The organism is Grylomicrobium aquisgranense (genome assembly GCF_033971865.1).
In the GTDB taxonomy this organism is placed as follows: domain Bacteria; phylum Bacillota_I; class Bacilli_A; order Erysipelotrichales; family Erysipelotrichaceae; genus Bulleidia; species Bulleidia massiliensis.
On record NZ_JALBUR010000017.1, the window covers coordinates 14469 to 41376 of the forward strand.

The 26908-nt window shown below is 37.6% G+C and carries 22 protein-coding genes; 2 read left to right on the forward strand and 20 right to left on the reverse strand.

What is annotated here, in order from left to right; translation table 11 throughout:
* Window positions 1–39 precede the first annotated feature (39 nt).
* Both MOZ60_RS07495 and MOZ60_RS07500 read left to right on the forward strand, forming a co-directional pair.
* Complete coding sequence (locus tag MOZ60_RS07495) at window positions 40–786, forward strand: glycosyltransferase (RefSeq protein ID WP_370596187.1); 747 nt, start codon at window positions 40–42, stop codon at window positions 784–786.
* Window positions 767–1735, forward strand: coding sequence for a glycosyltransferase family 2 protein (locus MOZ60_RS07500; protein WP_370596188.1), 969 nt, complete (start codon window positions 767–769; stop codon window positions 1733–1735). Before MOZ60_RS07495 ends, MOZ60_RS07500 begins: the two co-directional genes overlap by 20 nt.
* 1 nt (window position 1736) lies before the next feature.
* On the opposite strand, the gene MOZ60_RS07505 is transcribed toward MOZ60_RS07500, so the two are convergent.
* The 20 genes from MOZ60_RS07505 to MOZ60_RS07600 form a co-directional block, all read right to left on the reverse strand.
* Window positions 1737–2963, reverse strand: a complete 1227-nt coding sequence (locus MOZ60_RS07505; RefSeq protein WP_370596189.1) for a glycosyltransferase family 4 protein — start codon at window positions 2961–2963, stop codon at window positions 1737–1739.
* A gap of 48 nt (window positions 2964–3011) precedes the next feature.
* Window positions 3012–4037, reverse strand: coding sequence for an acyltransferase family protein (locus MOZ60_RS07510; protein ID WP_370596190.1), 1026 nt, complete (start codon window positions 4035–4037; stop codon window positions 3012–3014).
* A gap of 14 nt (window positions 4038–4051) precedes the next feature.
* A complete protein-coding gene (locus MOZ60_RS07515; protein ID WP_370596191.1) occupies window positions 4052–4858 on the reverse strand; it encodes a glycosyltransferase in 807 nt (268 codons plus the stop codon).
* On the reverse strand, window positions 4855–5694 hold the full coding sequence (locus tag MOZ60_RS07520) for an NAD-dependent epimerase/dehydratase family protein (RefSeq protein ID WP_370596192.1): 840 nt from the start codon (window positions 5692–5694) through the stop codon (window positions 4855–4857). Before MOZ60_RS07520 ends, MOZ60_RS07515 begins: the two co-directional genes overlap by 4 nt.
* On the reverse strand, window positions 5691–6941 hold the full coding sequence (locus MOZ60_RS07525; RefSeq protein ID WP_370596193.1) for a lipopolysaccharide biosynthesis protein: 1251 nt from the start codon (window positions 6939–6941) through the stop codon (window positions 5691–5693). Before MOZ60_RS07525 ends, MOZ60_RS07520 begins: the two co-directional genes overlap by 4 nt.
* Complete coding sequence (locus MOZ60_RS07530; protein ID WP_370596194.1) at window positions 6934–8157, reverse strand: glycosyltransferase family 9 protein; 1224 nt, start codon at window positions 8155–8157, stop codon at window positions 6934–6936. The genes MOZ60_RS07525 and MOZ60_RS07530 overlap by 8 nt, the downstream gene beginning before the upstream one ends.
* A gap of 14 nt (window positions 8158–8171) precedes the next feature.
* Window positions 8172–8741, reverse strand: a complete 570-nt coding sequence (locus MOZ60_RS07535) for a D-glycero-alpha-D-manno-heptose-1,7-bisphosphate 7-phosphatase (protein WP_370596195.1) — start codon at window positions 8739–8741, stop codon at window positions 8172–8174.
* Window positions 8738–9313: a D-sedoheptulose-7-phosphate isomerase gene (locus tag MOZ60_RS07540; protein WP_370596196.1), complete on the reverse strand. Its 576-nt coding sequence runs from the start codon at window positions 9311–9313 to the stop codon at window positions 8738–8740. Before MOZ60_RS07540 ends, MOZ60_RS07535 begins: the two co-directional genes overlap by 4 nt.
* A complete protein-coding gene (gene rfaE2, locus MOZ60_RS07545; protein ID WP_370596197.1) occupies window positions 9310–10746 on the reverse strand; it encodes a D-glycero-beta-D-manno-heptose 1-phosphate adenylyltransferase in 1437 nt (478 codons plus the stop codon). The genes MOZ60_RS07540 and rfaE2 overlap by 4 nt, the downstream gene beginning before the upstream one ends.
* 3 nt (window positions 10747–10749) lie before the next feature.
* Complete coding sequence (locus MOZ60_RS07550; RefSeq protein WP_370596198.1) at window positions 10750–11100, reverse strand: DUF2304 domain-containing protein; 351 nt, start codon at window positions 11098–11100, stop codon at window positions 10750–10752.
* Window positions 11101–11112: 12 nt separating this feature from the next.
* Window positions 11113–11805, reverse strand: coding sequence for a glycosyltransferase family 2 protein (locus MOZ60_RS07555; RefSeq protein WP_370596199.1), 693 nt, complete (start codon window positions 11803–11805; stop codon window positions 11113–11115).
* Window positions 11806–11862: 57 nt separating this feature from the next.
* On the reverse strand, window positions 11863–13932 hold the full coding sequence (locus MOZ60_RS07560) for a DUF7657 domain-containing protein (RefSeq protein WP_370596200.1): 2070 nt from the start codon (window positions 13930–13932) through the stop codon (window positions 11863–11865).
* A 156-nt stretch (window positions 13933–14088) separates the two neighbouring features.
* A complete protein-coding gene (locus tag MOZ60_RS07565; RefSeq protein ID WP_370596201.1) occupies window positions 14089–15852 on the reverse strand; it encodes a DUF2142 domain-containing protein in 1764 nt (587 codons plus the stop codon).
* Between the two features lie 18 nt (window positions 15853–15870).
* Complete coding sequence (locus MOZ60_RS07570; RefSeq protein ID WP_370596202.1) at window positions 15871–18297, reverse strand: glycosyltransferase family 2 protein; 2427 nt, start codon at window positions 18295–18297, stop codon at window positions 15871–15873.
* Between the two features lie 13 nt (window positions 18298–18310).
* A complete protein-coding gene (locus MOZ60_RS07575) occupies window positions 18311–20755 on the reverse strand; it encodes a glycosyltransferase family 2 protein (protein WP_370596203.1) in 2445 nt (814 codons plus the stop codon).
* Window positions 20756–20766: 11 nt separating this feature from the next.
* Window positions 20767–21546: an ABC transporter permease gene (locus MOZ60_RS07580; RefSeq protein ID WP_370596204.1), complete on the reverse strand. Its 780-nt coding sequence runs from the start codon at window positions 21544–21546 to the stop codon at window positions 20767–20769.
* Entirely contained in the window at window positions 21543–22709 is a 1167-nt protein-coding gene (locus tag MOZ60_RS07585; protein ID WP_370596205.1) for an ABC transporter ATP-binding protein, read from the reverse strand. Before MOZ60_RS07585 ends, MOZ60_RS07580 begins: the two co-directional genes overlap by 4 nt.
* Window positions 22710–22830: 121 nt before the next feature.
* Window positions 22831–25296: a YfhO family protein gene (locus tag MOZ60_RS07590; protein ID WP_370596206.1), complete on the reverse strand. Its 2466-nt coding sequence runs from the start codon at window positions 25294–25296 to the stop codon at window positions 22831–22833.
* 37 nt (window positions 25297–25333) lie between these two features.
* Entirely contained in the window at window positions 25334–25831 is a 498-nt protein-coding gene (locus MOZ60_RS07595) for a GtrA family protein (protein ID WP_370596207.1), read from the reverse strand.
* Window positions 25828–26460: a hypothetical protein gene (locus MOZ60_RS07600; RefSeq protein ID WP_370596208.1), complete on the reverse strand. Its 633-nt coding sequence runs from the start codon at window positions 26458–26460 to the stop codon at window positions 25828–25830. The genes MOZ60_RS07595 and MOZ60_RS07600 overlap by 4 nt, the downstream gene beginning before the upstream one ends.
* Window positions 26461–26908: the final 448 nt, after the last annotated feature.

The window sequence follows — 26908 nt, forward strand, 5'->3', positions numbered from 1 at the left end:
ATATTAAGGTATACTGGTATCATAAGTTACGACATAAATATGAGTGAGAAAACAAAAGTTAGTGTTGCTATTGCTACCTACAATGGCGAAAAATTCATAGAACAGCAATTGCGATCCATTCTTTCGCAAATTCATGCAGAAGATGAAGTGATTGTTTCAGATGACCATTCTACAGATCATACTGTTGAGATTATCCAAAGAATAAACGATCCCCGTATCCAATTGATCTTTAATGAATGTCGGAAAGGAACATGTGGAAACTTTGAAAATGCATTAAGACATGTAAGCGGAGATATTATTTTTCTTGCTGATCAGGATGATGTCTGGCTCCCCGGTAAATACAATATCATGACCAACGCTTTAAAAGATTATGATCTTGTTCATTCGGATTCAATTGTTACAGACGAATCTCTGCATCAAACTCATGATTCTCTGTATGCTTTTTATCATAATGGCCCAGGTGTATTAAAAAATATAATCCATCATACCTACTTCGGATCCCATATGGCTTTTAATCGCACCGTGCTGACTGCATGCTTTCCATTCCCACAAACAGATGAAGTTGGGCATGATACTTGGATTGGCATCATTGCCGAAACAATTGGAAATGTCTGCTTTATCAATGATAAACTCCTTCTCTATCGCCGGCATGCGGATGCCCATAACGGATATTTTGAGCGCAGCCACAGAAAGCTCTTCACAAAGATATTTAGCCGCATTCAATTCATGTACTATTATCTCGAATTCAGAAAAAGATATAAACACAATGGAAAACATGAACAATAACAAAATTAGCGTTATCATATCTACATATAATGGTGAAAGATTTATTACACAACAACTAAATAGTATTTTTGCACAATCGACGCTTCCTGATGAAATTATTATCTGCGATGATTGTTCGATTGACAAGACTGTTAGCAAGGCAGAATCCTGTTTGCTCTCGACATCTATTAGCTTCAAAATCATTCAGCACAAAAAAAATACAGGCGTTCGAAATTCTTTTTCAGAATTAATGAAGCAAGCTAATGGCGACTATATTTTTCTATGTGACCAGGATGATGTTTGGATGCCAGACAAAATCGAGAGATTTTTGCAACTATTTAAAAGTGAGAATAGTGATCTGGTCTATTCAGATGCTTTCATTACTGATAGCAAGCTTACCAAAAAAGCCACAACTATGTGGCAGGAAAATCACTTTTTCCTGCCCAATGCTGCTTTTGGAAAAAAGCAAATCATTAATGAAATGCTGAAACGTAATCTGTTTACGGGAATGTCAATGGCGGTTAGCAGGAACTTGATTAATAAATCAAATTTTAATATGAATCATATGCTGCACGATGAAATACTTGGCTGGACAGCTCTTAGATATGGAAAAATCAGTTTTCTGAACGAATGTACAGCATATTACCGCCAGCATGGCAACAATACTGTTGGAGTTAGGAAGTATACGAAATACACAAACATGAAACAAGCCGTTGCTAAAGTACAGCAAAGCACGACATACAATTGCAAGCGCATAAAAGAAGCATCTTCTTTGTTTTCTGGGACCGAGTATGAATCGCAGTTAGAAAAAGCTATCCAATATTACGAAAAACGGATAACTCTCTATTCCGAAAACAGGTTTAAAGCACTTTCAGATTATTTATTTTTATTACCATATTATTCGACTTATTCACTCCCAACTGCTCACGAAAAGCCTAAAGACCTTGCTTGTATATTGTTTCATCAATAAATTAATGATCTATTAACTCTTCCGCCATGGAAACAATACGTTTATATGATTTGGATCGGTCAAATTGTTCTTCGCATAATCGTCTCGCATTTAACCCATATTGACGGCTTAAAGTACTGTTGTTGTATAAAGTCAATATTGCTTTTTTTAACTTTTCACTATCACCCGGTTCAATGTTTAATCCAATCTGTTTTTCTTGTACCAGTCTATAGAAAATTGGATTTTCCAAAGTATTGATCATTGGCTTGCCACTGGCAAGATAGTCTCCTACCTTATTGACAATGCTCTGTGGAGCTCCTTTCACAAAACTATTTACCACTATATCCGATTTGCTTAGAGCTGCTGCCATATGATGATATTCTGTGAATCCCCAGAAATGGATATTTTTCATATTCCTGCTGTATTCTTCTAATTCATCTTTCAATGAACCTGTTCCCAGGATCTGAAGCTGTATATTCTCACTCTTCAGTTCACTTACAGCGTCAATCAAAGTCTTAATATCATAGCTTGTACTAATGCTTCCGGCATATGTTACCCAATACTCATTGGCACCTTTAATGATCTGATTTTGAAATTGTTTTACTCCATTGTCAAATTCTTCAAGATGACACCCAACATAAACAGTTTCTGCCGGAATAGTCCTTGCTCTATGTTTGAATGCTCTATCTGTATAATCTTCAGAAGTGCCAATTATGCCAGATGCATTCCTATATGCAGTCTCAGCATCCCTGGTAAATGAATGAAGCAATACCTTTCTGATCATACCATTCTTTATTACCATAGCCATTGCTTCTGGCCAGAGATCTTCCACATCAACAACACAGGGAATGTCATGCTGCCTGGCAGCCTCAGTTACTATGGCCGCAATATTATTTGCAGGAATTGATACATAGATCAAATCATACTGCTCAATATTACCTTCAAGATACGCTTTCAAATTCCTTGCAGCTTTTGAATTACTGTATACTCTCTTCAAACTCACATTCTTGTCATAAGCAGGTGCTTCAATAAAAGTAATCTGAAAAGGATAGTTCTGAGCAAGAATCTTCTTCTGATCACGCGGTTCTTTCTTAAAATGCTGAAAAGAGGTGGTAATACATTCCACCTCCCATCCACTTTTGACAAACTGCATGGCAATATCAAAGAATCTGGATGTACCAGACTCACAGGGAAACCATAAATACCCTAATGAAATAATCGCTATCTTTTTGCTAATCTTCTTTATCATGTTGTTTTCACTAATTCATTACTTGAGTTACAACAAAATGTTATCATGTTAACCTTTGAAAATGAATTTTGTAATATTTGATAACAGGAACCCTTCTACAATGACTAAGGGTACAGCAATCAGCCAATTCATGAAAGGAGACATTGTACCAATTGCTGCAACAAGAATCTGCTGCGTAGGCCAGCCAAGCAAATACATTTCATACGATAATTCAAACATTTTCCAATTCCATTTGATCTGAGGCAATCCTAATACAATTGCAATTATCGAATATGAGAAAAGCAATGGCAGCAATATATTAAAAATCGGAGAAATACGAGCAGCAAGAATAAGAATTGCCATACCTGCAGTGCCAATCAATGGGCTTAGCACCACGCGATCAGAATAATCAAACATCAGAACGCCAACCCAGAAGCACACAACGGGGCGAAACACGGAAATCATCATAGAATTATTCAAGTAAATCGATGCCAGGAATAATAATTCAAAAGCAATGATAGATAGAATATCAAGATTAATACGATTATGTATTGTATGATTCTTTGACTTTTCTGCAATGAATGCATTTATTGCCAGAAAAACATAGCAGGCAAATTCAATCGGCATAGTCCATAGAGGTCCATTAATGGTCTGATAGGCATTTTTACCGAAAACACCTGGTAAATTATGAACAGGAAGCAAAACTAGATTCAGCAAATATTTCCAGGTTTCAAAAGAGCAGAAATATAAAGATAATTGAAGATTTGTAAAAAATGGGCCAAGAATAAGAACAGAAAGAATTACAACGATCCAAAGTTGCGGAAATATTCGTTTGCATCTTTTCCAAAGAAAAGTACGTGTGGAGTGCTCTTTCGATAGTGATTTAGCAACATACAATCCACTCAACACAAAAAATACAGCTACTGCTATACCGCCAAGATTGCATTGCCCGTTAGTATAAACACTAACTAAGTCTTCTCTATTTGATGTTATCGCATAGGAGTGGCAGATAATCACTGCTATGGCAGCAATAAATCTTAACAAATTAACATTTGAACTTCTCAATCTTAGTTTGTCTGATAGCAGCGTTTTCATATACTTTCCCCTGATTAATAATAACCGTGAGCCTTACTATAAAATTTCATCAAAAATTTTGCGAACCATTCAGGCCAATAACGGCAAAAAATCTCATATTCATTTTTTGATCTGATATCAGTTGTTTTCAACAATTTTGCAGTCTGATTCTGATCATTCATTCGATGATATAACAGTATTTCATCCACATACACAAATGACCCATTTTCTTCAGCAAGTCTCGTCCAAAGATCCCAATCCATAGAAGCTTTAAATTCTTCCCTGAAAGGATTCACTGGCAATTTTTTCATTACATGAACAACTGTAGGATGCGTAATAGGATCGCCAAAACGAAGGACCAAGCGTTTTCCAAATCTGGTTCCAGCCAACTTTTTTGACTTCATTGGCAAAAGCATTATCTTCTTGATTCTTACCAAAGAAGACTGCTTCTCATCGACTTTATCATTGTGCATTTCAATATAATCAGTAAATGCAATAATAGGATCCTGTGAATGATTTATCGCAAAAATAACCTTTTCTACGAATTGAGGCTTCAATATTTCATCTTGATGAGCAAGCATTGCAAGCGGGGTCTCAGCCTGTCTGAAAGCAAAATTATAATCTTCAATCTGTCCACCATGTGGGTTAATACGCACTTCAATATGATACTTCTCAGCAATGCTGGAAATAAGATCATTTGGTGTCGATGTTGAAATAATGATATTTGCTTTTTCTGTCTGATTTACCAGTGCGCTCACTGCCTCATCCAGATATGGACATTGCCCATATGCACATACAAGAAAAGTTAAATCACGTCCAGAATAACTGTTATACTGTTTCATCGAGTCTTTGCATTCTCCATAATCTGATTAATTAATGTCGGATCACCCCATTCACCTGGAGAATCATATGGCCGATCAGGATAAGCACCATATTTCAACTTGATGTTAAAATGATGCTCCTTAATGTAACTTTCCACTTTATCAGCCAGACTGACCGGTTTTCCAGTGCATACATTAATGACACCATTAATCTGATTCTGCACACTGGCCGCCTCAATTTGTTTTGCCAGCTCATCTATATGAATAAAATCATATTTGTTCTTTCCAGATGTAAATGGGAATTCCTTCTTGCCATCTTCTTCTGCCTGACATAACTTAGCAAAAATAGAACTTCCTCTCATATCATCCCCATAAATGTAATATGCTCTGAGCCAATGAAGATTGACGTCTTTATCTTTGCAATAAAGCAAAAGTGTCTGCCTTAAAGCATTTTTTGCAATCCCATACATAGACATTGGATTACATGGAGTATCTGCATTTATCGGGCCTTCCCAATAGCCAATCTCATGCATGCTACCCATAACGGTGAGGTATTTTAATCCTCCATCGATCATGTTTTCAAGAAAAATTACGTGTGATGAAAGATCTGCCATATGCGCGTGTGAATTATGAATAAACCCATCCCGCCAAGCTAAATGTACAAGGACATCAGGAGAGCCCAGCTTTTCAAAAATATCTTTGTCCCCAGAAAAAATAGGTTCATCAATAATCTTTGCCCTTTCATCAATCCCTTTATATTGAAAATCCGAGACATATACATCATGTCCCGCATTCAGGAAAGCTTTAACAACATGCTTTCCCATATATCCTGCAGCACCAGTAATTAATACTTTCATAACTCTTCCCTTTTCAATTCCTTTTTCTTTTGTTTTGCAATCGTTGCTTCACACAACAAGATCATATACACAATATATATACTATACGAAATAATCTGAACAAAACTGACACCATTACTGCCAAGGCCATTAATAATGGGATAAACAATTAACAGACACAGCAGGAAATCTGCAATCATTCCAATCAACAGCCATTTGATCTGACGAATTGCCACTATGATCGATGACATAATCCAAATGATTGCCGTAAGAATTGTAACCCAAACGATAGGGAGAAATAAATCATATCTGGCTAATATTGATTTGCCAAAGAGCAAAGACAGTCCCCACCTGCCTAAAAGAAGGGCTCCAACTGTCACAATCAGGCATAACCCAGCAAAGCCAAGATAAACCTTCCGCATATTTTTCGAAAAATGAGAATACTTTTTTTCGTCGTAAAGCTTAGAAAGTCCTGGCAATAACGGGTTAAATGCAACTGAAGCAAAGACTTGAACAACCAATGTTGGAGAGGCAATCGAAGAATAGACGCCCAGTTCCTCAGTTCCCAGTATTTGCTGCAAAACATTTTTAGGTATCAGATTCTCAAGACTGAGCAAAAACGAAAAGATTACAATCGGCAGGCATGTTAGTAATAATTTCTTTATCTTTTTACTGAATAATACGGGTTGTATATGTTCCAGCTGGCTTGTTTTTTTCCAATCATAAATAAATGCACTGAGAAGATTCAGAGCCGCCATGAAAAACAGTGTAATCAGAAGATTTTTTGTAGTTAATAAACCAACAACAAAGCTGACGATTGTTAATAATCCTCTGAAAATATATGACTTGCCAATATAATCATATCTCTGAAATTTTTGGTTTTCTCCATGCAGTACATCTACGATTGCTTCTGCAATTCTGATGATCATATACGCAATAATACATAAAGCCTGATAACTGGAATTGCCCCATACAGAAACAATTGCACAACAGACAAAAGCAAGAATACATGTATCAATTCTACTTCCTACATATTCATTGCAATTGTATTCTCCTTTCACATCTGATACCTGAAAGTTTCGCATACTATACAAGGAAATTGCAGAAAAAGAACTGCTTGTTGTCATTGCCAAAGACAGATAACCTGCAGATTCATACGAAGAAAGATGAACAACAAGAACTGTTATCAGCCATTGACAAGCACTGTAAAAAACACTGCCAAAAGTATTCCAGGCAATATTTTTTGTCATTTGCTTTCTATCATCCATTTTGCATTTCCTTATCCAAAACGTCCGAAATCACGTTCCATGCATCATCTACGGTAATTAAGTCAATACATGGAAAAACTGTAAAATTCTTATAAATGCAATTATTATTGCAATTATAGCAAGGCATTTTATGTGTAATTAAGTATGGATCTTTACGCCCCTGGTCTGCATATTGATAATGAGCGTACCGGTCAAATGTATAACCACCGCAAATCATGAAGGTAGTTACATTACGCGCAACAGCAATATGATACGCACTGGTATCATTTGTTACAACCAATGATGCTCGTCCAATCACCTCTGTAAACTCCATGATGTCTGTTTTGCCTACAACATCAATATATTTGATATCACCTGCATACTTCATCATTTCTTCAAGGGATGGGCGGTCATGCTCCGTTCCACACAAAACCATTGGCAAGCCAGTCTTACGCTGGATCTTCAAAGCAATTTCAGCATAATGCTGCACATTCCATTTTTTTACATCCATGCTTGCTACTGGAAACATGATAAAAAAGCGTTCAGGCAGATCAAAATCAAGCTTAACGTGTGGGAGATCCGCTGGTTTGGCAATACAATTTGCTGCTCCTAATTTTTGAATTGCTTCTGCATAGTTACGGATAAGATGAATATTCTCTTTGCTGGTATGAAGAATTCTGTTGTATATTTTTGCCAATTTCTTTTTAGAGAGCTTAGTTGGCAATGCATCATTTATGACGCCGATTTTTGTATCCGCAACTGCAGCTCTGCTTACAAAAACATTCGTTGTAGGCTCTTCTGCACCCACAGGATCAAACAACACATCATAGTGTACACTGCGAAGCTTCTCAAACAGAGCTTTCCGTTTTTTCAGATTTACAGCAGCTCCTGAAAAATCCAACGGAATTACTTTATCAAATATTCCACTGACTTCATATAATTGCTTGAATGCTTTCTGACAGACAATTGTTAACTCGAACTTGTCCACTGGCCAGACTTCACGTAAGCCATGACTGACACCATAAAACATAATTCCGTCGCCAAGTGCCATATTATAAACAACAAGTACTTTTTTTCTGGGAGAGATTTCTTTACCCGGTGTTTTGCTGCCAATAAGTAAAAAATCATCGATAGCAAAAAACAGTAATCGAATGTCTTTTAGTAACGGATTTTTCCATAACAGCTGGTTAAAGCTGAGAAAATTTTTTGATATACTATATTCCTTTTTATCAGTCATAGATAACACTCATCTTACTTTAAAGTTCTTACAATTCTTTCTGCAGCTTCTAATAGCGATGACGCATAATCCACATTATGAATTTCTCCATTTTTCACTTTGTTGATTATGCTTTCGTCCTCACTATTTCCAATAAGAAAGCCCCGGCATTGCGTTGGCTCACAGATAGAACAATCTCTGAGTTTATCACCAATAGAGAACGACTCATCAAGATCCAGTTGATAATCATTTATTGCCTTAAAATACATTCCAAGCTTAGGCTTTCTGCAGATACAGTCTTTACGATATCTTGCTATAGGTGCATTAGGAAGATGAGGACAATAATAGATGTGATCAATATGGATATTTCGCTCTTCAAGTGTCTGAAGCATCCATTTATTAAGTTTTTGAAACTGCTCTTCCGTATAAAATCCGCGGGCAATACCTGACTGATTTGTTACAATCAGAAGCTTGTATCCAGCCTGTTGTAATAATGCCATGCCATCAAGAGCCCCCGGAATAAATTCAAAATCTTCGATCTTATATAGATAACTCTTATCTATATTAATTGTTCCATCACGATCCAAAAATACTGCTTTATTCATTTACTAAGTTTATCTTCTGTAATTTCACAGAGAATATGAATAATACAAATATGACTTTCCTGAATTCTTGCAGTAACATTGCTTGGCACAATAATAGGGCAATCTACAATCTTTCCAATCTTTCCGCCTGTCTTGCCAAGAAGTGCTGCAGTATAAGCACCCTTTTCCTGAGATACTCTAGCTGCCCGCAATACATTCTCTGAATTACCACTGGTACTGATGCCGATAAATACATCGCCTGTATTTACATGTGCGCTTGCCTGTCTGGCAAAGACATCATCATAACTATAATCATTTGCAATCGCAGTCATAGTCGTTACATCAGCATTCAAAACAACAGCCGGCCATGGATCTCTTTCCTTCTGAAAACGTCCAACAATTTCTCCTGCAAAATGCAATGCGTCTGAAGCAGATCCACCATTCCCGCATAATACCAGTTTATGTCCTGAAGAAATAGCCTCTGCAATCTTTTCGCCAAGTTCTGCAATTTGGCTGATCAGCATATCGTCACTGAGTATTTTTTCTTTTACCTGAATAGACTCTTTTAGTCTTTCTTTTATTAACTCATTCATTGCTTCTTCTCCTTTTCGTGATTTATTTTATTGATAATATTTGTTGTTGATTTGCCAGCAACATAGTCAATCAGTTTGACTGTTCCGCCTCTATTTTCAACAATATCCCAGCCAACCACATTTTCTTTCTTTTTATAATCAGCACCTTTAACTAATACATCAGGCTGCACTTTTTTGATTAATTCATATGGTGTATCTTGATCAAACTCGACGATATAATCAACAAAAGGAAGAGCTGCAAGCATTTCCGAACGATCCTCCGAATTATTAATCGGCCTGCTGCTTCCTTTTAATCTTCTTACTGAATCATCACTATTTAGTCCAATTACCAGAAGATCACCAATTTCAGACGCTTTTCTGAGATAGCGAAGATGCCCAATATGCAATATATCAAAACAGCCATTCGTAAATACAATTTTTTTCTCAGGATTTTCAGCTCTGATTTTTGATGCTTTCTCATAAGGAATTACTTTATGATGCCATTCTTCAGGGTTTTTATTGTTGATATAATTATTAACTTCACTCCTGCTAACCTTTGAAGTTCCTCTTTTAGCGACCTGTATTCCAGCCGCAATATTAGCAACTTCGATTGCTTTTACAAGATCAGAACCGTCCGCAATTTCTGATGCCAGATATGCAATTGCGGTATCGCCGGCACCAGTAACATCATACACTTCGACTTTAGCACTAGGAAATACCCTATATCCTGCACTTCCTGTCAGCAGCATGCCATTGCCGCCCATTGTCACAAGAATGTATGCACATTTGCATTGTTTTCTTAATGCTTCAGCCGCTGCAGCAATTTCCTGTACTGTGCTAACAGGCATTCCTGTTAAATTACCAATTTCTTTTTGATTTGGTTTTAACAGGTACGCATTGTCATACTTATGGATATCCGTATCTTTTACATCAATTAATACTTTTTTCTTATGGTCGTTAGCAATCTGGATTACTTTCTGGGTAAAAGATGCGGACAGCACCCCTTTACAATAATCTGAAAGAAGAACGACATCGAATTGATCTATATGATCTGCAAGAAGCTGAATCATTTGCTTTTCTACTGCATCTGAGATATCCGTTGTTACTTCTTCATCTTCTCGCAGCAGCTGCTGACCATTTTCTGCAATAAATCGTGTCTTTAATGTTGTCCTGCGACTTTCATCATGCAATACAAACTCACTGTCAATTTCATTTTGCTTTAGGAGATTGACAAATTCTTCTCCACCAGCATCTGAACCAATAACAGACATCAATGCAGCATCACTTCCAGCAGCTTTAACATTTAACGCCACATTTGCTGCTCCACCAAGAACAGACTTTTTTTCTGCGCCAAGTATTACAGGTACGGGAGCTTCCGGAGAAATTCTTTTTACCTTTCCATAAATATAGCGATCAATCATTACATCGCCAATTACTAACACTTTACTTACCATAAACTACTCTTTCCTGTTTTTTCTATTTTCTTTTTCTAGCAATGCGATCTTCTGCGCAAGTTCTTTAATTTCGATTGACTGTAAGGAAATAGCCTCAGTCAACCGATATACAATTAATATCATAAACAGAAAGCCAAGGAAGAACACCATGTTAATAGGCAATTGAACTCCCATTCCTCTGGTAATCCATCCCAATAACCCGGGAAAAAGAAGAAAGATTGTCAAACCAATCAGCAGAAACATCCAGGATAATGAATATTTCAACAAAAGTTTTCCATTTTTTATCTGCTTGATTAACATAACAAATGCTATTAACAACAGAACCAATAATACAAGTCTAAGCTTTGTACTCATAATCCCACCCTATTAATATTTCCGCATATTTTCTATCAGAATTGCGATTGTAACCTTGATCATATAATAAATAGAATTCTGTAATCGTATTGAAGACTGTCCTCCCTGCCTTTCTTTCATTACAACAGGAGCCTCCACCACTTTAAGCCCTCTCTTTAATAAAGCAACAATGCTCTCAGGCTCAGGATAATCTCTTGGATAATCCTGTGCAAACAACGCAATCACCCTTCTATTTGCAAGCCGAAATCCAGATGTTGGATCAGTAATTGTTTTTCCTGTCAGCTGCTTAATTAAATGAGAAAAATAATTGATGCCTACCCTTCTGGCAAAACTAGACTGAAATCCCTCTTTATTAATAAATCGCGAGCCGATTACCATATCAGCATCTTCTTTTTGCATCGTTTCGACAAGTTGACTCAAATATGCAGGATCATGCTGCCCATCTCCATCAACCTGTACAGCCATATCATAGCCATTTTCATATGCATACTGATATCCAGTCTGTACCGCTCCACCAATGCCTAAATTAGTTGGCAGATTGATATAATTGATATGATTTTCCTGAAGTATCTTCAACGTGTCATCTTTAGAATGATCATTGACAACAACATAATCAAATTGAGGTGCTTTTTCCATTAATGTTTGCACAGTATTCTTTATATTTTCACTTTCGTTATATGCAGGAATAATCACTAAACTCTTCATATTGCTCACCATATTTATAGACCTGTATAATTATCCTCCTTTTTGCTATATAATCTTCTATTTTTTTACTTGATAAATATAAAGCCCATTTTCCTCATATACGTTATCAAATTTATCTTCCCACTTTTTATCCATAACTGGCTTTACACTAAGGATATAGTTGACATCCATTTTCTCAAATGATTTTTCATCAACATCAACTGTAATACTGTCAGGATAATTCAATCTAACATCAAATCGTTCTGCTTCACTTAAATGAATTGCCATATGAGCATATCTATCCCATACATCTCTAAATACATTTTCAAGATCTATCTTTTTCCACAATTCAAAATTCGGTACAAAATTTACGGAATTTATTGTTCTGGCTCCACAGGAAATTAAATACTGGGAATATACTGAATCGTCCAGTGTGATCCACCTGGCTTCTGGATCTTTTTTTACAATATCACGAATCACTGTATACAGAGGCTTTGTTGTTATTACATCTGTACCTGATAAAATTGGATTTACAAGAAGACCATTTATTGCCATACAGGCTGTAGCAAATGTAATCAAATATTTTCTGACATATATTCTGCCATCATGAATTAATAACATAATTGACACAAATGTGATAATTCCTAACACATAGACAGCAAGAATATTTTTATTGCCACTAACTAGTGGGATACTGATGATTACTGCAGGAATAACACAACCAGACGCTATGATTATGCTTGACAGCATATCCAGTTTTGCATGGCTGTTATACATTGACGATAACGAAGATACCAAAGCCAGAACAGATAAGAAGCCCAATACATCCACTGCACGTGAAGGAGTGGAGTAAGTTAGCATGAAAAGTTTTACGATCATTTTCGGTAAATGAATACTGCAGTACAACGTAAGTACACTTCCAATCACTACCAGCATTACATGAAAAATGTTCTTTTGTTTCTCATGAATTAACTGAATGACAAGAAGAATAAACCCGAGTGGGAAAGCGCAATAGAAGCACCCCATTTCGCTTGGATTTGTGCTGTAATTAAATATCGAAAGAACTGCAGCCAGATATCCTTGCGTCTTCAAAAGAGAGAAACCTCCATAGCTGACTCTTTTGCCAGGGTATACTGTATTTCCTACTGCAGCTATATAGTCAAGCTCGTTATATAAATACCTGCCCGCAATACTGATCATAAAACACAGACAGAATACAAAAACCAGCCAATCAGCTTTTCGAAAATTTCGGATATTATCCCAATTTGATATGATGATACAGATCATGAATCCAATCATGATCCAGCCAAAAGGAACCTGCCAGGCTGGATACAATCCCACAATAAAATCAGCTCCGGATAATGCCAGCAAAATGCCAAAGATAAATCGCTTTTTCCAGTTTTCTACTGTGATAAAGTAATTAAATAATACTATTGAGGCAATGCAGCTCATCATCGGCTGGCTGATTGACCACCACATGTTAAAAGGTGAAAACCATATCAATGAAGCACCAAGCAGAGACAGTAAACGATTTTTGTTACTGATCATCATGCAAAGTTCAAAGGAAAACAGCATGCCAAAAATCATTCTGAATGACCAGCTGAAAGAAAGACCATATTCGGGTCCTAAAAGATAATATCCATATGCATGCGGGACTGCCAGTGCACCATAATCTCGGAAAAAACCAGATGATGATAAGTTGCTGAACTTAGCAGCCATCACAATATCATTATATTTTCCATAGTTGGATGCAAAATAACCGGACATCATGCGTGGTACATTTACCATCCACTCATCAGATCTAATTGCTCTGGGATTTCCAAATATTGGATGGATATATTGAGACCCTTTACCTGGTTCAATATAGAAATCCCACATTGTAATCGAGGAATTATTGAATTTATTTGCTACACAAAACATTAATAGTAATATGCATAATATCAGTCGATGCCGATAGATAAAGTCATGTAATCGACGGATTCCATAAAAACAGTTTGCTGCTATATAAACCTCAAAAAGCAGAATAATCTGAAACCTTTTCCAGAATATACCAGGAGCAGCATCATAGGATCGAAGGCATCTCAATACTATCAAAAGCATCACTATTACTGATGCGGCAAAAAGACCCCAATGTTTTTTCTTCAACATGACTTTCTCCAATTCCCCTGAAATTACAAATACCTTACTTACATACCTGAAACCTGCAACGCCAAATTCTGCAATTGATTACTCTCGTCCATTATATCTCCAAAACATACTTCAATACGTAATAACCACAAATGCTTATTATTTATTGTCCAGTTGTCAAAACAGCATCATAATCCCTAGATAATAGTTAGTTACTGAAATCAAACAAACTAAAACTAAAGAAACTGTCGTGAACTGTTCCTCAGGTATCTTATTATCTATTAAGTCAGGAGACATCATATATAGCACTGGGAATAATGTTGGCAGAATATATCTCCATTGACATCCAGCAACAGTGTCGGATCCAACAGCTGTAAATGAGATATATAGAGCAATTGCCGATAACGCATTTGCTAACAGCGAAGCAAGAACTGTCATTACTAATATTGTTCTTGTTTTCGTTTTTCTTCCCTTCTTGTCCAGCAGTGTAATCCCAATCAACAAGCAGATTGTTAATGTTGCAAACATTCCTTCTCCCACATATTGGAGATAAACAGTGTATCCACCAGAAGTATCCAGCGAAAGATAATTGGCCAAAAACCTTGTCAAGATCAAAATAAACTGCGTGGGATTATTCAATATAAACTTAATTTGTTCCGTTGCATTTACATCTGTTCCGCCTCTGACATCCCCAGTACCAGCACCATTGAGAAGCATAGGCAGCATGAAAGTTCCTACTAAAAATAATCCAGAAAACAGAACTGCTAAAAGATATTTTCGGTGGCTTCTTTTGCTTTCAAATGATTGACGAGGAAGAAAGAAAAGCGGAAGCATCAAAATAAAGTATGTTGCTTTTGGCAAACATCCTACGATATACGCACCAAGCATTAAGAACACATCTTTACGTTTGACTTTAGCATCTTTGTTTTGTAAAAAATAGATAAAATAGCTGAAACCATACAATGTAAATGCAATTACCCAAGGATCATATGAATAAGAGCATGCCATGAATATTACTTCAGGAATCAGACCAACAGCTGCAAGCGCAATTTTTCCAATCCGGAGTTTTTTCATTGCAAAATAAATGATCAGACCATAACAAAGCAGGTTAACAAACTTTGCTAATTTAAACGTAATTGTAAATGTTAACGATAATCCTTTACCTACAATCATGCCAATCACATATGGAATATATGTGATCGAGTATACTCCAAGGTACTGAATGCCTCCTCTTGTAATCTGAATATTGGATTCATCATTCAATTTCTGATAATAGGCATTTCTTTCTCCTTCAGAAAGTGTAAATTTTTCTTTTGCGCCAATTGTCTCCCGGGTCATGATTTCTTTGCTTGACTGAACATCAGTCCCCTGGATAATTTCTACAATATTTGTCGCTCTAGAATAATGTATTCCATCGTCAGCGGATATTCCAACATCAACAGGAGTAACTGTTATATAAAACATGCCTGTAACTAACAGGAAAACCAGGAATAACTGTTCTGGCCTATTTGATCCCTTAATATAGAATCTGGAAATATACAACAAAAATAATATTGAAAAGATGAACATCTGATGCGTTGCTAGTAAATCAATATGGAGAATGTTTTGAAGTACTTTTCCAAGCAATACTGAAATTACAATGATAATAATTGTTTCCAGTAAAAAAAGTAATATCTGCATCTTGTGCGACGGCAACTCTTTTAATAATGAAACGAATTGCTTATATTGCACAGTTAATTTTCTGGGAAAAAGTTTGTTAATAAGAAAAGGCAAAATAATCGCTAAAATCCATAGGAAAACAATAAATATTAGTCTTTTTATAGACAATAGCGGATAATAAACTCCTCGCATCAACAACACCATAAATGCGATGTTTATTATTTCAAAAAATATCATTGAGATCTTTACATCTCTTGTACTCATTTTGATGTTCTTCGCCATATGTATATTTCCACCTGTTTATTTCAAAATATATGGCCCGTCTTCAATCCTGAAGTTCTTATTATAGTACGGATCTCCCTTGGAAAGGAGTGAATGCCACTTTCTCTGAAATATCTGAATTTCATGGTCGAATCTCTGCACATGTTCAAAATCATCTTCATACCCCCGTGACTTTGATTCATAATGATGCCAGAGAGCAAAAGCATTATAGACAACAAGCTTATTGATACTGCGTACTTTCAGGCAGTAATCAATATCATTTCCTGCGACTCTAAGATCCTCATCAAGGCCGCCAACAGCCTGATATATATCTTTCTTAGTCATCAGGCACGCACCTGTCACCGCGCAATAATCACCATTCAGCATTGCCCGCATCATAAAGCCTAAATCTTTTTTACCAATGCCAGTAAATACATGACCAGCGAAACCAGAAAATCCTGCAACAACACCTGCATGCTGAACTGTATCGTCTTTGTATAATAGTTTTGCTCCAACGCAGCCAACGTCTTCACGCATGCAAACGCCAAGCATTTCAGTAAGTGCATCCGGAGAAACCATCTCAGTGTCATTATTTAACAGAAGCAGGTATTCTCCCTTTGCTTTCTCTACACCAAAGTTATTAATCGAACTGTAGTTGAACCCTGCATCTGATTTCCAAGCATAGACATGAACATTGCTGTGTTCCTTCTGAACAGCATCATAATATGCAAAGGTATCCTGATTCTTAGAATTATTTTCGATAATCAGAATTTCAAAGTCTCTATATGTGCTCACATTTATGATTGACTGAATGCAGTTTTTCAAGAGATCCACATGATCACAGCTTGGAATAATAATGGAAATAAGTGGATTATTCCCAGTACTGTAATGAATATGGTACATTCCCCAATAAGGTTTAGGCATGATCTCTGCTTTTGCATTGATTCCCGTTCTTTCAAAATGTTCATCCAATGCATTTTTGCCAGCAACATAGCAGTACATTTTGCTTTCTGGATCCAGTGCCGTAGAACCCTCATGCATGCGCCAATGATAAAGAATCTTTGGAATATGATACACATCATGTGATTTTTCAATGCATCTCAGCATAACATCATAATCCTGAGAGCCGTCAAACTTAGGGCGGAAGCCGCCTACGGCATCAATAATTTCTTTCTTTACAGCAAAAAAGTGAGTTATGTAGTTATGTGACAGAAACAGATCCGGATCAAAATCAGGTTTCAAGTTTGGATCTTCATATCTGCCAGAATCATCATTATACTTGTCTTCATCTGTATATAAAACATCATAATGCGTATTCTGAACTGACTTTACAATCTGGTACAAACAGTCAGGCTCAAGCAGATCATCATGATCAAACAGCGCTGTATACTCACCCGCTGCCAGTGTTAATGCTTCGTTGGTATTTCCAGAAATGCCCTTATTTTCGCTCAGGAACGTAACTTTAATACGAGGGTCACTGTCCTGGTATTGCTTTAACTTCAACCTGATATCATTATCCTTATCACTGGCATCAGCGATACATAGTTCCCAATTAGAATATGACTGATTTAATACTGAATGAATCATCTCTTCAAACAAATCTATGGGGGTGTTATATGTTGGAACTAAAATACTGATCTTAGGGGCATACGAAAAAACATGGGCCCTCTCTTTTTCAAGTTCGATCTGCTGCGCACGATTGCGATAAAACCATGCATCGTAATCAAATTTCTCTAACCTCGCATTCAGCACCTTGTGTCCAAATCCCTTGAAACCATACTCATGCAGATATTTAACACCTTTATCAATGTTTTCTTTGGTCATTGCCTTCACCAATCTTACGAAGGAAAAACCTGGCTCACTGATCATGTCTTTTTTCACAGGAATAGAAAGCTTTGATGCACCATCTTCAATATTCAGAAAATATTTAGCTCCCTTCATAGGTGTAAATGTAATCAGGAAGCCAACGCTTAATGCATTATCTGTATCTGTAATACCAGATTCAATTGTCCTCTGGAAGACTGTATTTCTGACAGAAATTTTCTGTTCGTTTCCACTTTCATCCGTGATCGAATACTTCTCCCCGCCCAGATAGGAAAAGCTCCATCCTGAAATCTGTGTATAGTTCTTGAACTCACTGACACCATAGATATCACCAATTATTGATCTGACTGGAATATCAGCGGTTTCCAATTGATCTCTTTTGACACTGCCATTCCTACAATGACTGATAAGAGCAATCTCATTCAGATCCTGCTGATCAGAAAGGCGAATATAAAACCAGGCAGAATAAATTTCGTCCGCAAATTCAAACAGCTCTGTCGGTTCATACTTTTCTCCATCAATTTCAGCATGCATGACAAAATACTTTTCATCACTCTCAACTTCCAACTGAAGGAACAGGTATCTGCTGTTACCAGCTTGATATATATTACTGTTTTTTACATGTACGTTAAATTTCATCATAACCACCCATCATTTATAAAGTGATCACACTGTCCTGCATTGCAAGATTTGGATTATAGAATGGATCACCTGCATCCAGAAGGTCCTTCCATCTTTCTCTGAATAATGCTTCTGATCTTATCTTTTCATCCGCATCGAATTCTTTCTTCAAATACAGAGAGGACTTGCCAACATGATTAAACCATTTTGAGAAAGGATCATATACAATGTATTGACCAAGTCTTCTTGCTCTCAGGCACAGATCGACATCAGACAAGCGCTCCCCCATTTCTACGTCAAAGCCATGCAGCTCATGGAAAAGGTCTTTGCTGATCAGCATGCATTTTGAGGTTACAGCACTGTAATTGCATCTGACAATAGCCCGCATCTGATAGCCAAAATCCTTATCTGCCTGACCCGTCAGCACATAACTGGTAAGATTGTTACGTTCGATAATAATTCCTGCATGCTCAACAGTACGATCGTCAAACAGGAGCTTTGCACCTGCGATTCCCCTATGATTGCATTCAAGGTCACCAACAAGCTCACTGATAGATTCCGGGTTGATCATTTCAATTGTTTCATTCAAGAACAGCAGATATTTTCCTGCAGCAAGCTCTGCACCAGCATTGTATGCAGCAGGACTGCTGTATTTTCCCTCATATGCTGCATACTTGTAACCTGCAGACTGATGATGAAGAATATCATTGTCTTTGCTGCAGCTGATAATAATCTCAATATTATGATACAGATTAATGCTGTTAAGAGATGCTATGCATTTTTCTAATAATTTTTGATTATTCTGAGCAGCAATAATAACAGATACCAGCGGATTTTCTTTCAGATCAAACCTAGTGCGGTACAATCCCCAGAGTCCATTCGGCATCATTTCAACATGTGCATCGATGCCAAAACGTTGATAATGTGCCTGAATTGCATTTTTTCCCGCTTCATAGCAATACATCTTCGCAGATGGATCAGAAGCCGTTGATCCTTCATGAATCCGCCAGTGATAAAGCACCTTGGGAATATGATATACAGACTCAGCATTCTCTACACACCTGAAAATCAGATCATAATCCTGTGATCCATCAAAGGAACTTCTGAAACCTCCAACCTTTCTTACAATCTCTGTTCTGGCGACAAAGAAATGCGTGATGTAATTATTGGAGCAAAGCTGATCCGGCGAAAAATCAGGCTTCATATTTGGATCATCAAAAATGCCGGTTTCATTATTCAACTTATCTTCATCTGTATATATGACGGAATATTTTTTATTCTGAAGCGCTCTTACAATCTCATACAGCGCATTTTCTTCCAGCAAATCATCATGATCAAACAGAGCTGTATATTCACCTTCTGCCAGTTCCAACGCCTTATTTGTGTTGCCAGAAATACCATAATTATCATTAAGATATTTCACTTTGATGCGCGGATCTTTCTTTTGATAATCAGAAATTATCTGCTTGGCAGGATTGCCAGCATCACTGCCATCCGCAATACACAGTTCCCAATTTGAATAGCTTTGGTTTCTTACCGATTCAATCATTTCAACAAGCAGCTTTTCAGGCGTATTAAAAGTCGGAACAAGAATAGAAATCAAGGGATTATATGTAAAAACATGCTTTCTTTGTTCCTGCAATTCTTTCTTAGACACACGGTGCAGCAAGAACCATTTGTTATAAGTATTGATCTTCTTGGAATCAAAATAAATTTTCTTATATCCGGAGAAACCACTGTTATGAATATGACGAAGGATATCGATAAGAGATATTCCAATAATTCTTTCACTGATATCTTTGAAAGAATGAACACCATGTGCTTTCTGATAACGGTGAAGGACATTAACCGTCACACTGTCCAAGCCATCACTGATTGTCAATACTGTCTTCTGATCTAAATTGCCAGGATATTTGATTTCAAAGCCACATTTTCGATCCTCATATGGCACGATTGAAAAATCGTAGAGATCGTTACGCAATATTTTTTTCTCTGTATACTCTATTAAATCTCCGGATTCACTGTCATAAACGGAAAGCACAAGCGGCTTTCTGCTTGCGGAATGGCACCATCCGCTGACTACCCAGAGATTTTTCTTATCATCATGTAAAATTCCATCAATTGAAAATAATATATCATTTGAAAAGGAATACTGTTTCAATCTTGGCCCGGACAGCTTAAATAATGTATGATTCTTCTCTCCATCATAGGCTTCAATGACCAGCGATTTAATTGGCTCAACATCATTATTCTGTATCTTAAAACCACAGAACATTAATTCATCAGAAAGACTGTACTTTCTCATGATGTCATATCGTAAGATATCTTTATATTCAAATTGAATGTATTTCCCATTCACTTTGATACTGATGGCTGGCAGCTTATGATTCTCCCCAAAGCACCAGCCGCTGATCATCAGCGTATCATGTCCCCCAAGCTTCTGTATTCTCAAATCCTCAAAATGATAATATATCTTCATTGAAGTACACCTCAGAACTGCTCAGCGAATCCTTTTTCAAGCTTGCTGAAAACAAACCAGCCAATCGCAAGAGTCACGGCCGCAATAATTGCTAATATACCCATAATTCTCATATCGGGGATCTGATGGTTGAGAAATACATCACGATAGGAATTGATAATATGTGTAACCGGGTTTAAATTAATCAGCTTAACCAGTTTTGATGTAGAAGAGAATGTTTCAATTCGATAAATAATCGGAGCGCCATACATTGCAAGCGTCAGCAGGAAATTCACGATATATTCAAGATCCTGGATGTAAGCATCCATTGCACCTAACAACATACCAATTCCCAAAGCGAAAACACCTTCGATCAATGCAATCAATGGTACAAAGATGATATGCCAGCTTACACCGACACCAAAGATCATACAGAAAACAATGATGATAATACATGAAATAAAGAAGTTGATAATTCCGCTGATTGCAGTCGCAAGAGGCAGAATTTCACGCGGAAAATATACCTTCTTGATAATGCCAGAATTGCTCTTGATGGATACGACACACTGGGTAATTACCGTCGAGAAAAAAGTCCAGGGAATAATACCTGTTACCAGATAAATCAGGTAATTATCACCAGTATTATTCAACAGGTACGGAAAAACAATTGCATATACGAGTACCTGCAGCAGCGGATTGATAAATGACCAAAGTACCCCGAGGATTGATGCCTTATACTTTCCTCTGAGCTCCTTTTTCACACTGGTCTTTAACAATTCCCTGTATTTATATAGTTCTCTGAATTCATTCATGCTGCTTCTTTTTCTCCATCATAAACTACATATACATCTTTATATGCGATCACATTACCCTGATCATCTTTTAAGGTTGCAGAAACCGTGATTCTGTTCTGATCATCACGCTGATTAAGGTAATCTTTCATATCAATACCTTTTGTCCAGCCAACAGTATCCGGATCCATAAAGCCGCCGTATTCTTCCGAATAAATCTGAACAACATCATCGCGTCTCATCGGCTCCAGATCAGTAACCATTTTATTACCAATTTTCACTTCAAAAACAGCATTCTCACAGTCGCTGACTTTCCAGCCGCCAATCGGCATCTTACTTGTCTGATCACTGAAATGTGTATAATTCCGTGGACCATCAATATATACCAAACCTGAATACGACGCACCGCTTTCCTGAATCTTCTTTTTCTTTTCAGCTACATTATCCAGAGCAACCTGCTTTAAGTATTCATCAATAACAATACCAGGCGTTCCATCCATGCGGAAACTGCCATGATACAGCCATACAACGCGTGTACACAATTCACGAACCATATCCAGGCTGTGAGAAACAATCACAATTGTCTTCCCGCCATCATCACGAAGCTGCCGCAGCTTCTCAAAGCACTTTTCCTGAAAATGCTGGTCACCAACTGCCAGAATTTCATCAATCAGGAGAATATCTGCATCCACGTTAATAGCAACGGAAAAGGCCAGGCGCATATACATACCAGAAGAATATGTTCTGATCGGCTCATCAATAAACTTACCCAGCTCAGAAAATTCAATGATTTTATCAATTCTCTGGTCAATCTCTTTCTCTGTCAGCCCAAAAATAGCAGCATTAAAATAAATATTCTCTCTGCCTGTAAAATCAGGATGAAAACCAGCACCTAGTTCAAGCAGTGATGTTACTTTACCATCTGTCTTGATTGTGCCTGAATCAGGATAAATAATTTTTGTAATCAGCTTCAAAAGGGTTGATTTGCCGCTTCCGTTTGTGCCAATCAATCCAACAGTATCACCCTTTTTAATATCCAGATTAATATCGTTAAGCACCTGAATCCGATGCTTTTTACCTCTATGTCTCTTTGTCAGGAATTCCTTTAAAGTCTTCGCACCATCATGCTGCACTTTAAAGCTTTTTGACATATTCCTGATTTCTATTGCATTTGAAGGATCCATTTCCCATTGCCTCCTGAACAAGCTGCTAAATTGATGTTGGATGCGGCCCTCTGTCTCACTTTGCAAGGCAGTGCATTATCCAATAGTGTTCGATTGTATCATACTATAGGAATGAGTCAAATTAACGTCTTTGTTGATCTTCTTCTGCATTCTTCTTTTGATGTGCAATTCTCAGCATAATACCAAGAAGAACCAAAGAGATCACAGATATACCTGCTCCGTATTTTAGTAAGGGCATCCTGTAAATAAGTTCAATCTGATGTTCTCCGCTTTCCAGCTTTGTACTGATCAAACCATAGTCACATTGCTGAACTGGCACCTTATGCCCATCAACAATAAGACTCCATCCTTTCACATCCGGTATTGAGAACACCAACTGTGCAGTTCTCTGAACTGTAATCTTCCCCGTGATATGATCTGGTTTAAAACGATCTAATTCAAATCCATTCTGCTGTAGTTTCTTTGCCGCCAATAAATAGTCAGACGAATCATCCACAGCAATTTCAGCAATCTCAGAGTCGGATAATTTCTCCAGATCTTTTGAATCTGTATCCAGGACAGCAGCATGCATCAGCAGTTTTCTTCTTTCATCCTCAGAATACTTTTCTAGATCCTGCTCAAGAACGTAGCTGTCATAAGCAATACCAATCGACAACGGCACCTCATTTTGGTACAGAACCAGGCTGCCAAATTCTTTTACTTTTTGATATCCCTGCGGCAATTCGGCTCCAGCACCTTGTACTGTGACAAAATATTTGTATGCTGTTATCTCCGCCGTCTCTGAAATGCCGCCTGTTCCTAATGAATACTTGCTGCCTTCATTTGTATCAAATGACTCTGACGCAAAATGAGACATGAATTGATAAGTACTGCTGTCAATGTTTGTATAGTAACTGCTGTCATCATATCCAAAGTACATTGGATTGCTGTACCTTGCATTGCCTGCAGTGATTCGAATTCCGCCAATACGGTAAAAGCCTGGATCTGTTTGTTTCAAATATGAAACAATGTTATTTACTTCACCATAATATCCTAATGGATCTGCCTGCATCAAACCGTAATAGCCAGTTGCATACGTAACCGCGCCACTAATTGTATTTCTGTCAGAATAGATCATCTCCATAAAGACAAGCCCGATGCAGAGTGTCTGTGCCAGGATATGCTTTTTATTCCAATTCAGAAAAAATGGCAGGATCACCCAGACAATACACATCAGAATACTGAAGCAAACCATTTTCTTATCGATAACCGCCTCTGCATGATGTGCGCAAAGCCATGACAGAGCCAATAGCAACAACACTGATAATATTCCCGCAGCAGTATAGAGCTTTTTCGAGCACTTTCTTTCAATGAAAGATTCAAATCCGTCACTGCTGATGACGACCAGTCCAATTACAATCCATAGCGAAGATAAGCGGTACGAGCGTGCGCCAAGTTCAACATTTGAAATAAACAAATTAAATACATCTGTTACAAACGGAAGCAGGAGATACGCTGCAGCAAGAGCCAAGAATAGAGCATAAGCTTTTCTTTTCTTACTGTCTGCATTCTTAAGCGCGATAGTACTGAAAAGAATGCTTCCAACACCAATATAGAACAGCGGCCGTTCCAGATAATTCAGAATTCCGCTGTATTGATCAAATGTCCCCATGGTATCTGTTCCATAGAATGACATCAGTGCGGACAATACCACTTTCCAATTTGTAATCAATGAGCCTGCAGCTGCTGCTGTACCATTGTCTGCTCTGGCTGTATTCAGCATTGACGCAAGATCAATGCCAATGGAATACACGGCAGAAAGACCAATGCCAAGCAGATAAATGCCAGCACATTTCAGAATATATTTAATAAACTGCTTCTTATCATTCCCGTCCAGAAAATATCTTGCTGTGATGTAGATCACTAATATCAAACCATAGAGATAAAGATAATATACGCCTAATGACAATCCAATAAGCGTAACTGTAATGGCAGTCCAGATCCACTTATTCTTTTTGTATAAAAGTTCTACTATATAGAACAATAATGCGGCAAGATAACATTCATCCGCAAAAAACAGCCAGAATCCTCTTAAGATGATTACTCCGGAAAAAGCATATACGATTCCACCATATGCCGCCCCATTTTTCTTGATGCCCAATTCAATCAGGAAATGATACATAAAGAAAGCAGCAAGGCCCATCTTGAATACCTGCATCCAGGCAAGTGTTACAGCCATTGCTTTCTCTCCATAAAGATATCCTGCTAATACAGGAGGAATATTCAACGGATTAAAACTGATTGGAGAATTAATGGGTACGGATGCACCAAGCCCAATAGAAAAGCTCCACCAGCTCCAGCCATTACGCAGGCTTCGGATAATTTCCATAAAGCGCGGCAGGTAAGATGCATTGCCATCTGAAGTAGCATAGAAAAAGGAAGTATTTCCAAACAAAAAAGAATGATATACAAATATTGCTCCCAGCAAGACGATCAACGATATAAACAAGCCTGTCTTTTCCTTATATTTCTTCGTGCAGACCGAATAAAGAATTACTGCTAAGAGAACCAGGCTGATCACCAAACATCCTGCTTTATATATATTCATCCGGATATTCTCCCTCCCCAATAGCACAAATTATAATTCATGCCTTTTTAAATGCCCAATATTTGTTGATCAAGAAATTCAGCGGTACGCTGATAATCAGGTTCAATATTGGTGATACAAACTCTGAGATATGAAAGTACTTCGTCCACAGAACTAGCAGTATGCTGTTTAAAAAAAGACCTGTAAATGAATAGGAAACATATGTTTTCAATAATGATTTGATAATCGATCTATGCTCTCCTTCGTTCAGTGAAAAAACAAATTTATTGTTCCAGAGAAATGACCAAAGTACACTCAATACAAACGCCACTGTCTGGGATATCAAATAGTCAGCATGTGGAAATGCACCATTATGTTTGAAAATAAGCAGTGTTCCTGCATAGATCAGATATGAAATCAATGTATTGCTCAAACCGACAATGCCAAAGCGCACAAATTGAGAAAGAGATTCAACTTTTGCCTGGTCATTTTCCTTATGGAAGATTTTCAGCAGAAATATCACAACACTATGAATAAGCTGGTTCAATTTGTTCATCTGCGCGCAGGGTCTTTCTTGTCTTTTTGTGCATCGATTTCAACGATATATGGCGGCCTGCCCATAGAAGCATCATATGTTCTCCAAAGGTATTCCCCCAGAATTCCTAATGTCAGCATGATGACGCCAAAACTGAACAAATTGAAGATGAAAAGTGTTGTCCAGCCGCTGACACTGATTTTTCCTGCAATTTTACAAATCAAAACGACAATTGCCCAGATTGCTGCCCCGAAAAAGGAAAGAGCACCAATGATCTCTACAACCGTAATCGGAACTGTTGAAAAGCTGAACAATGTGTCCATCACCAGACGGATTTTCTTTTTCAAAGTCCATCTGCTCGTCCCAATTTCACGTGCTTTTCTGACATATTCTACATATCCTGTCTTGAATCCACTCCAGAGAATCTGCCCTGTGAGTGCACTGTTTTTTTCATCAAGCTTTGATAATACTTCAATCACCTTTCGATCGATCAGATATACATCAAATCCATGCTCTGGCATGGCAGGCAATGCCATTTTTCTTACAATCTTATAGTATGTATCCGCAAAGCCGCGCTGTACTTTACCTTCTTCACGGCCTGCTCTGACTGCCAGAACAACATTATTACCTGTCTTCCAGCTGTCCACCATCTGCAGAATCAGCTCTGTTGGCTCCTGAAGGTCAGCCGCCTTAATAACGGCACAATCCCCTGAACAATGCTCTGTTATGTAAAAGCCAATGTCAAGTGCTAGTTTCTGATTTGTATCATTTTCCCTTTGCTGTTGAAGGCATGAGGAAAGAGTCTCGGATTTTTAACAGTTCGCGGTATTTAGCCATTCTGTTATACGTGTATCAGGGACAAATGCTCTCCCACCCCACAGGCCAATGGTTTCGCCGCCAGCTCTGCTGTCTAAAATCGTGGATCACCAGGGAACAGTGCCATCATAGAGCAATCGCAGATAGCTGAACCGTCCAGTTCAAATCCGGGCTGCTCCTTCCTGATGCCTTCAATCTAATTCATATTCCTCCCTCTGTATTCTGCTGTCATTGCAATGTGCTGCGCATGTATTGCCATCCTGACAATTGATAGAATCATAT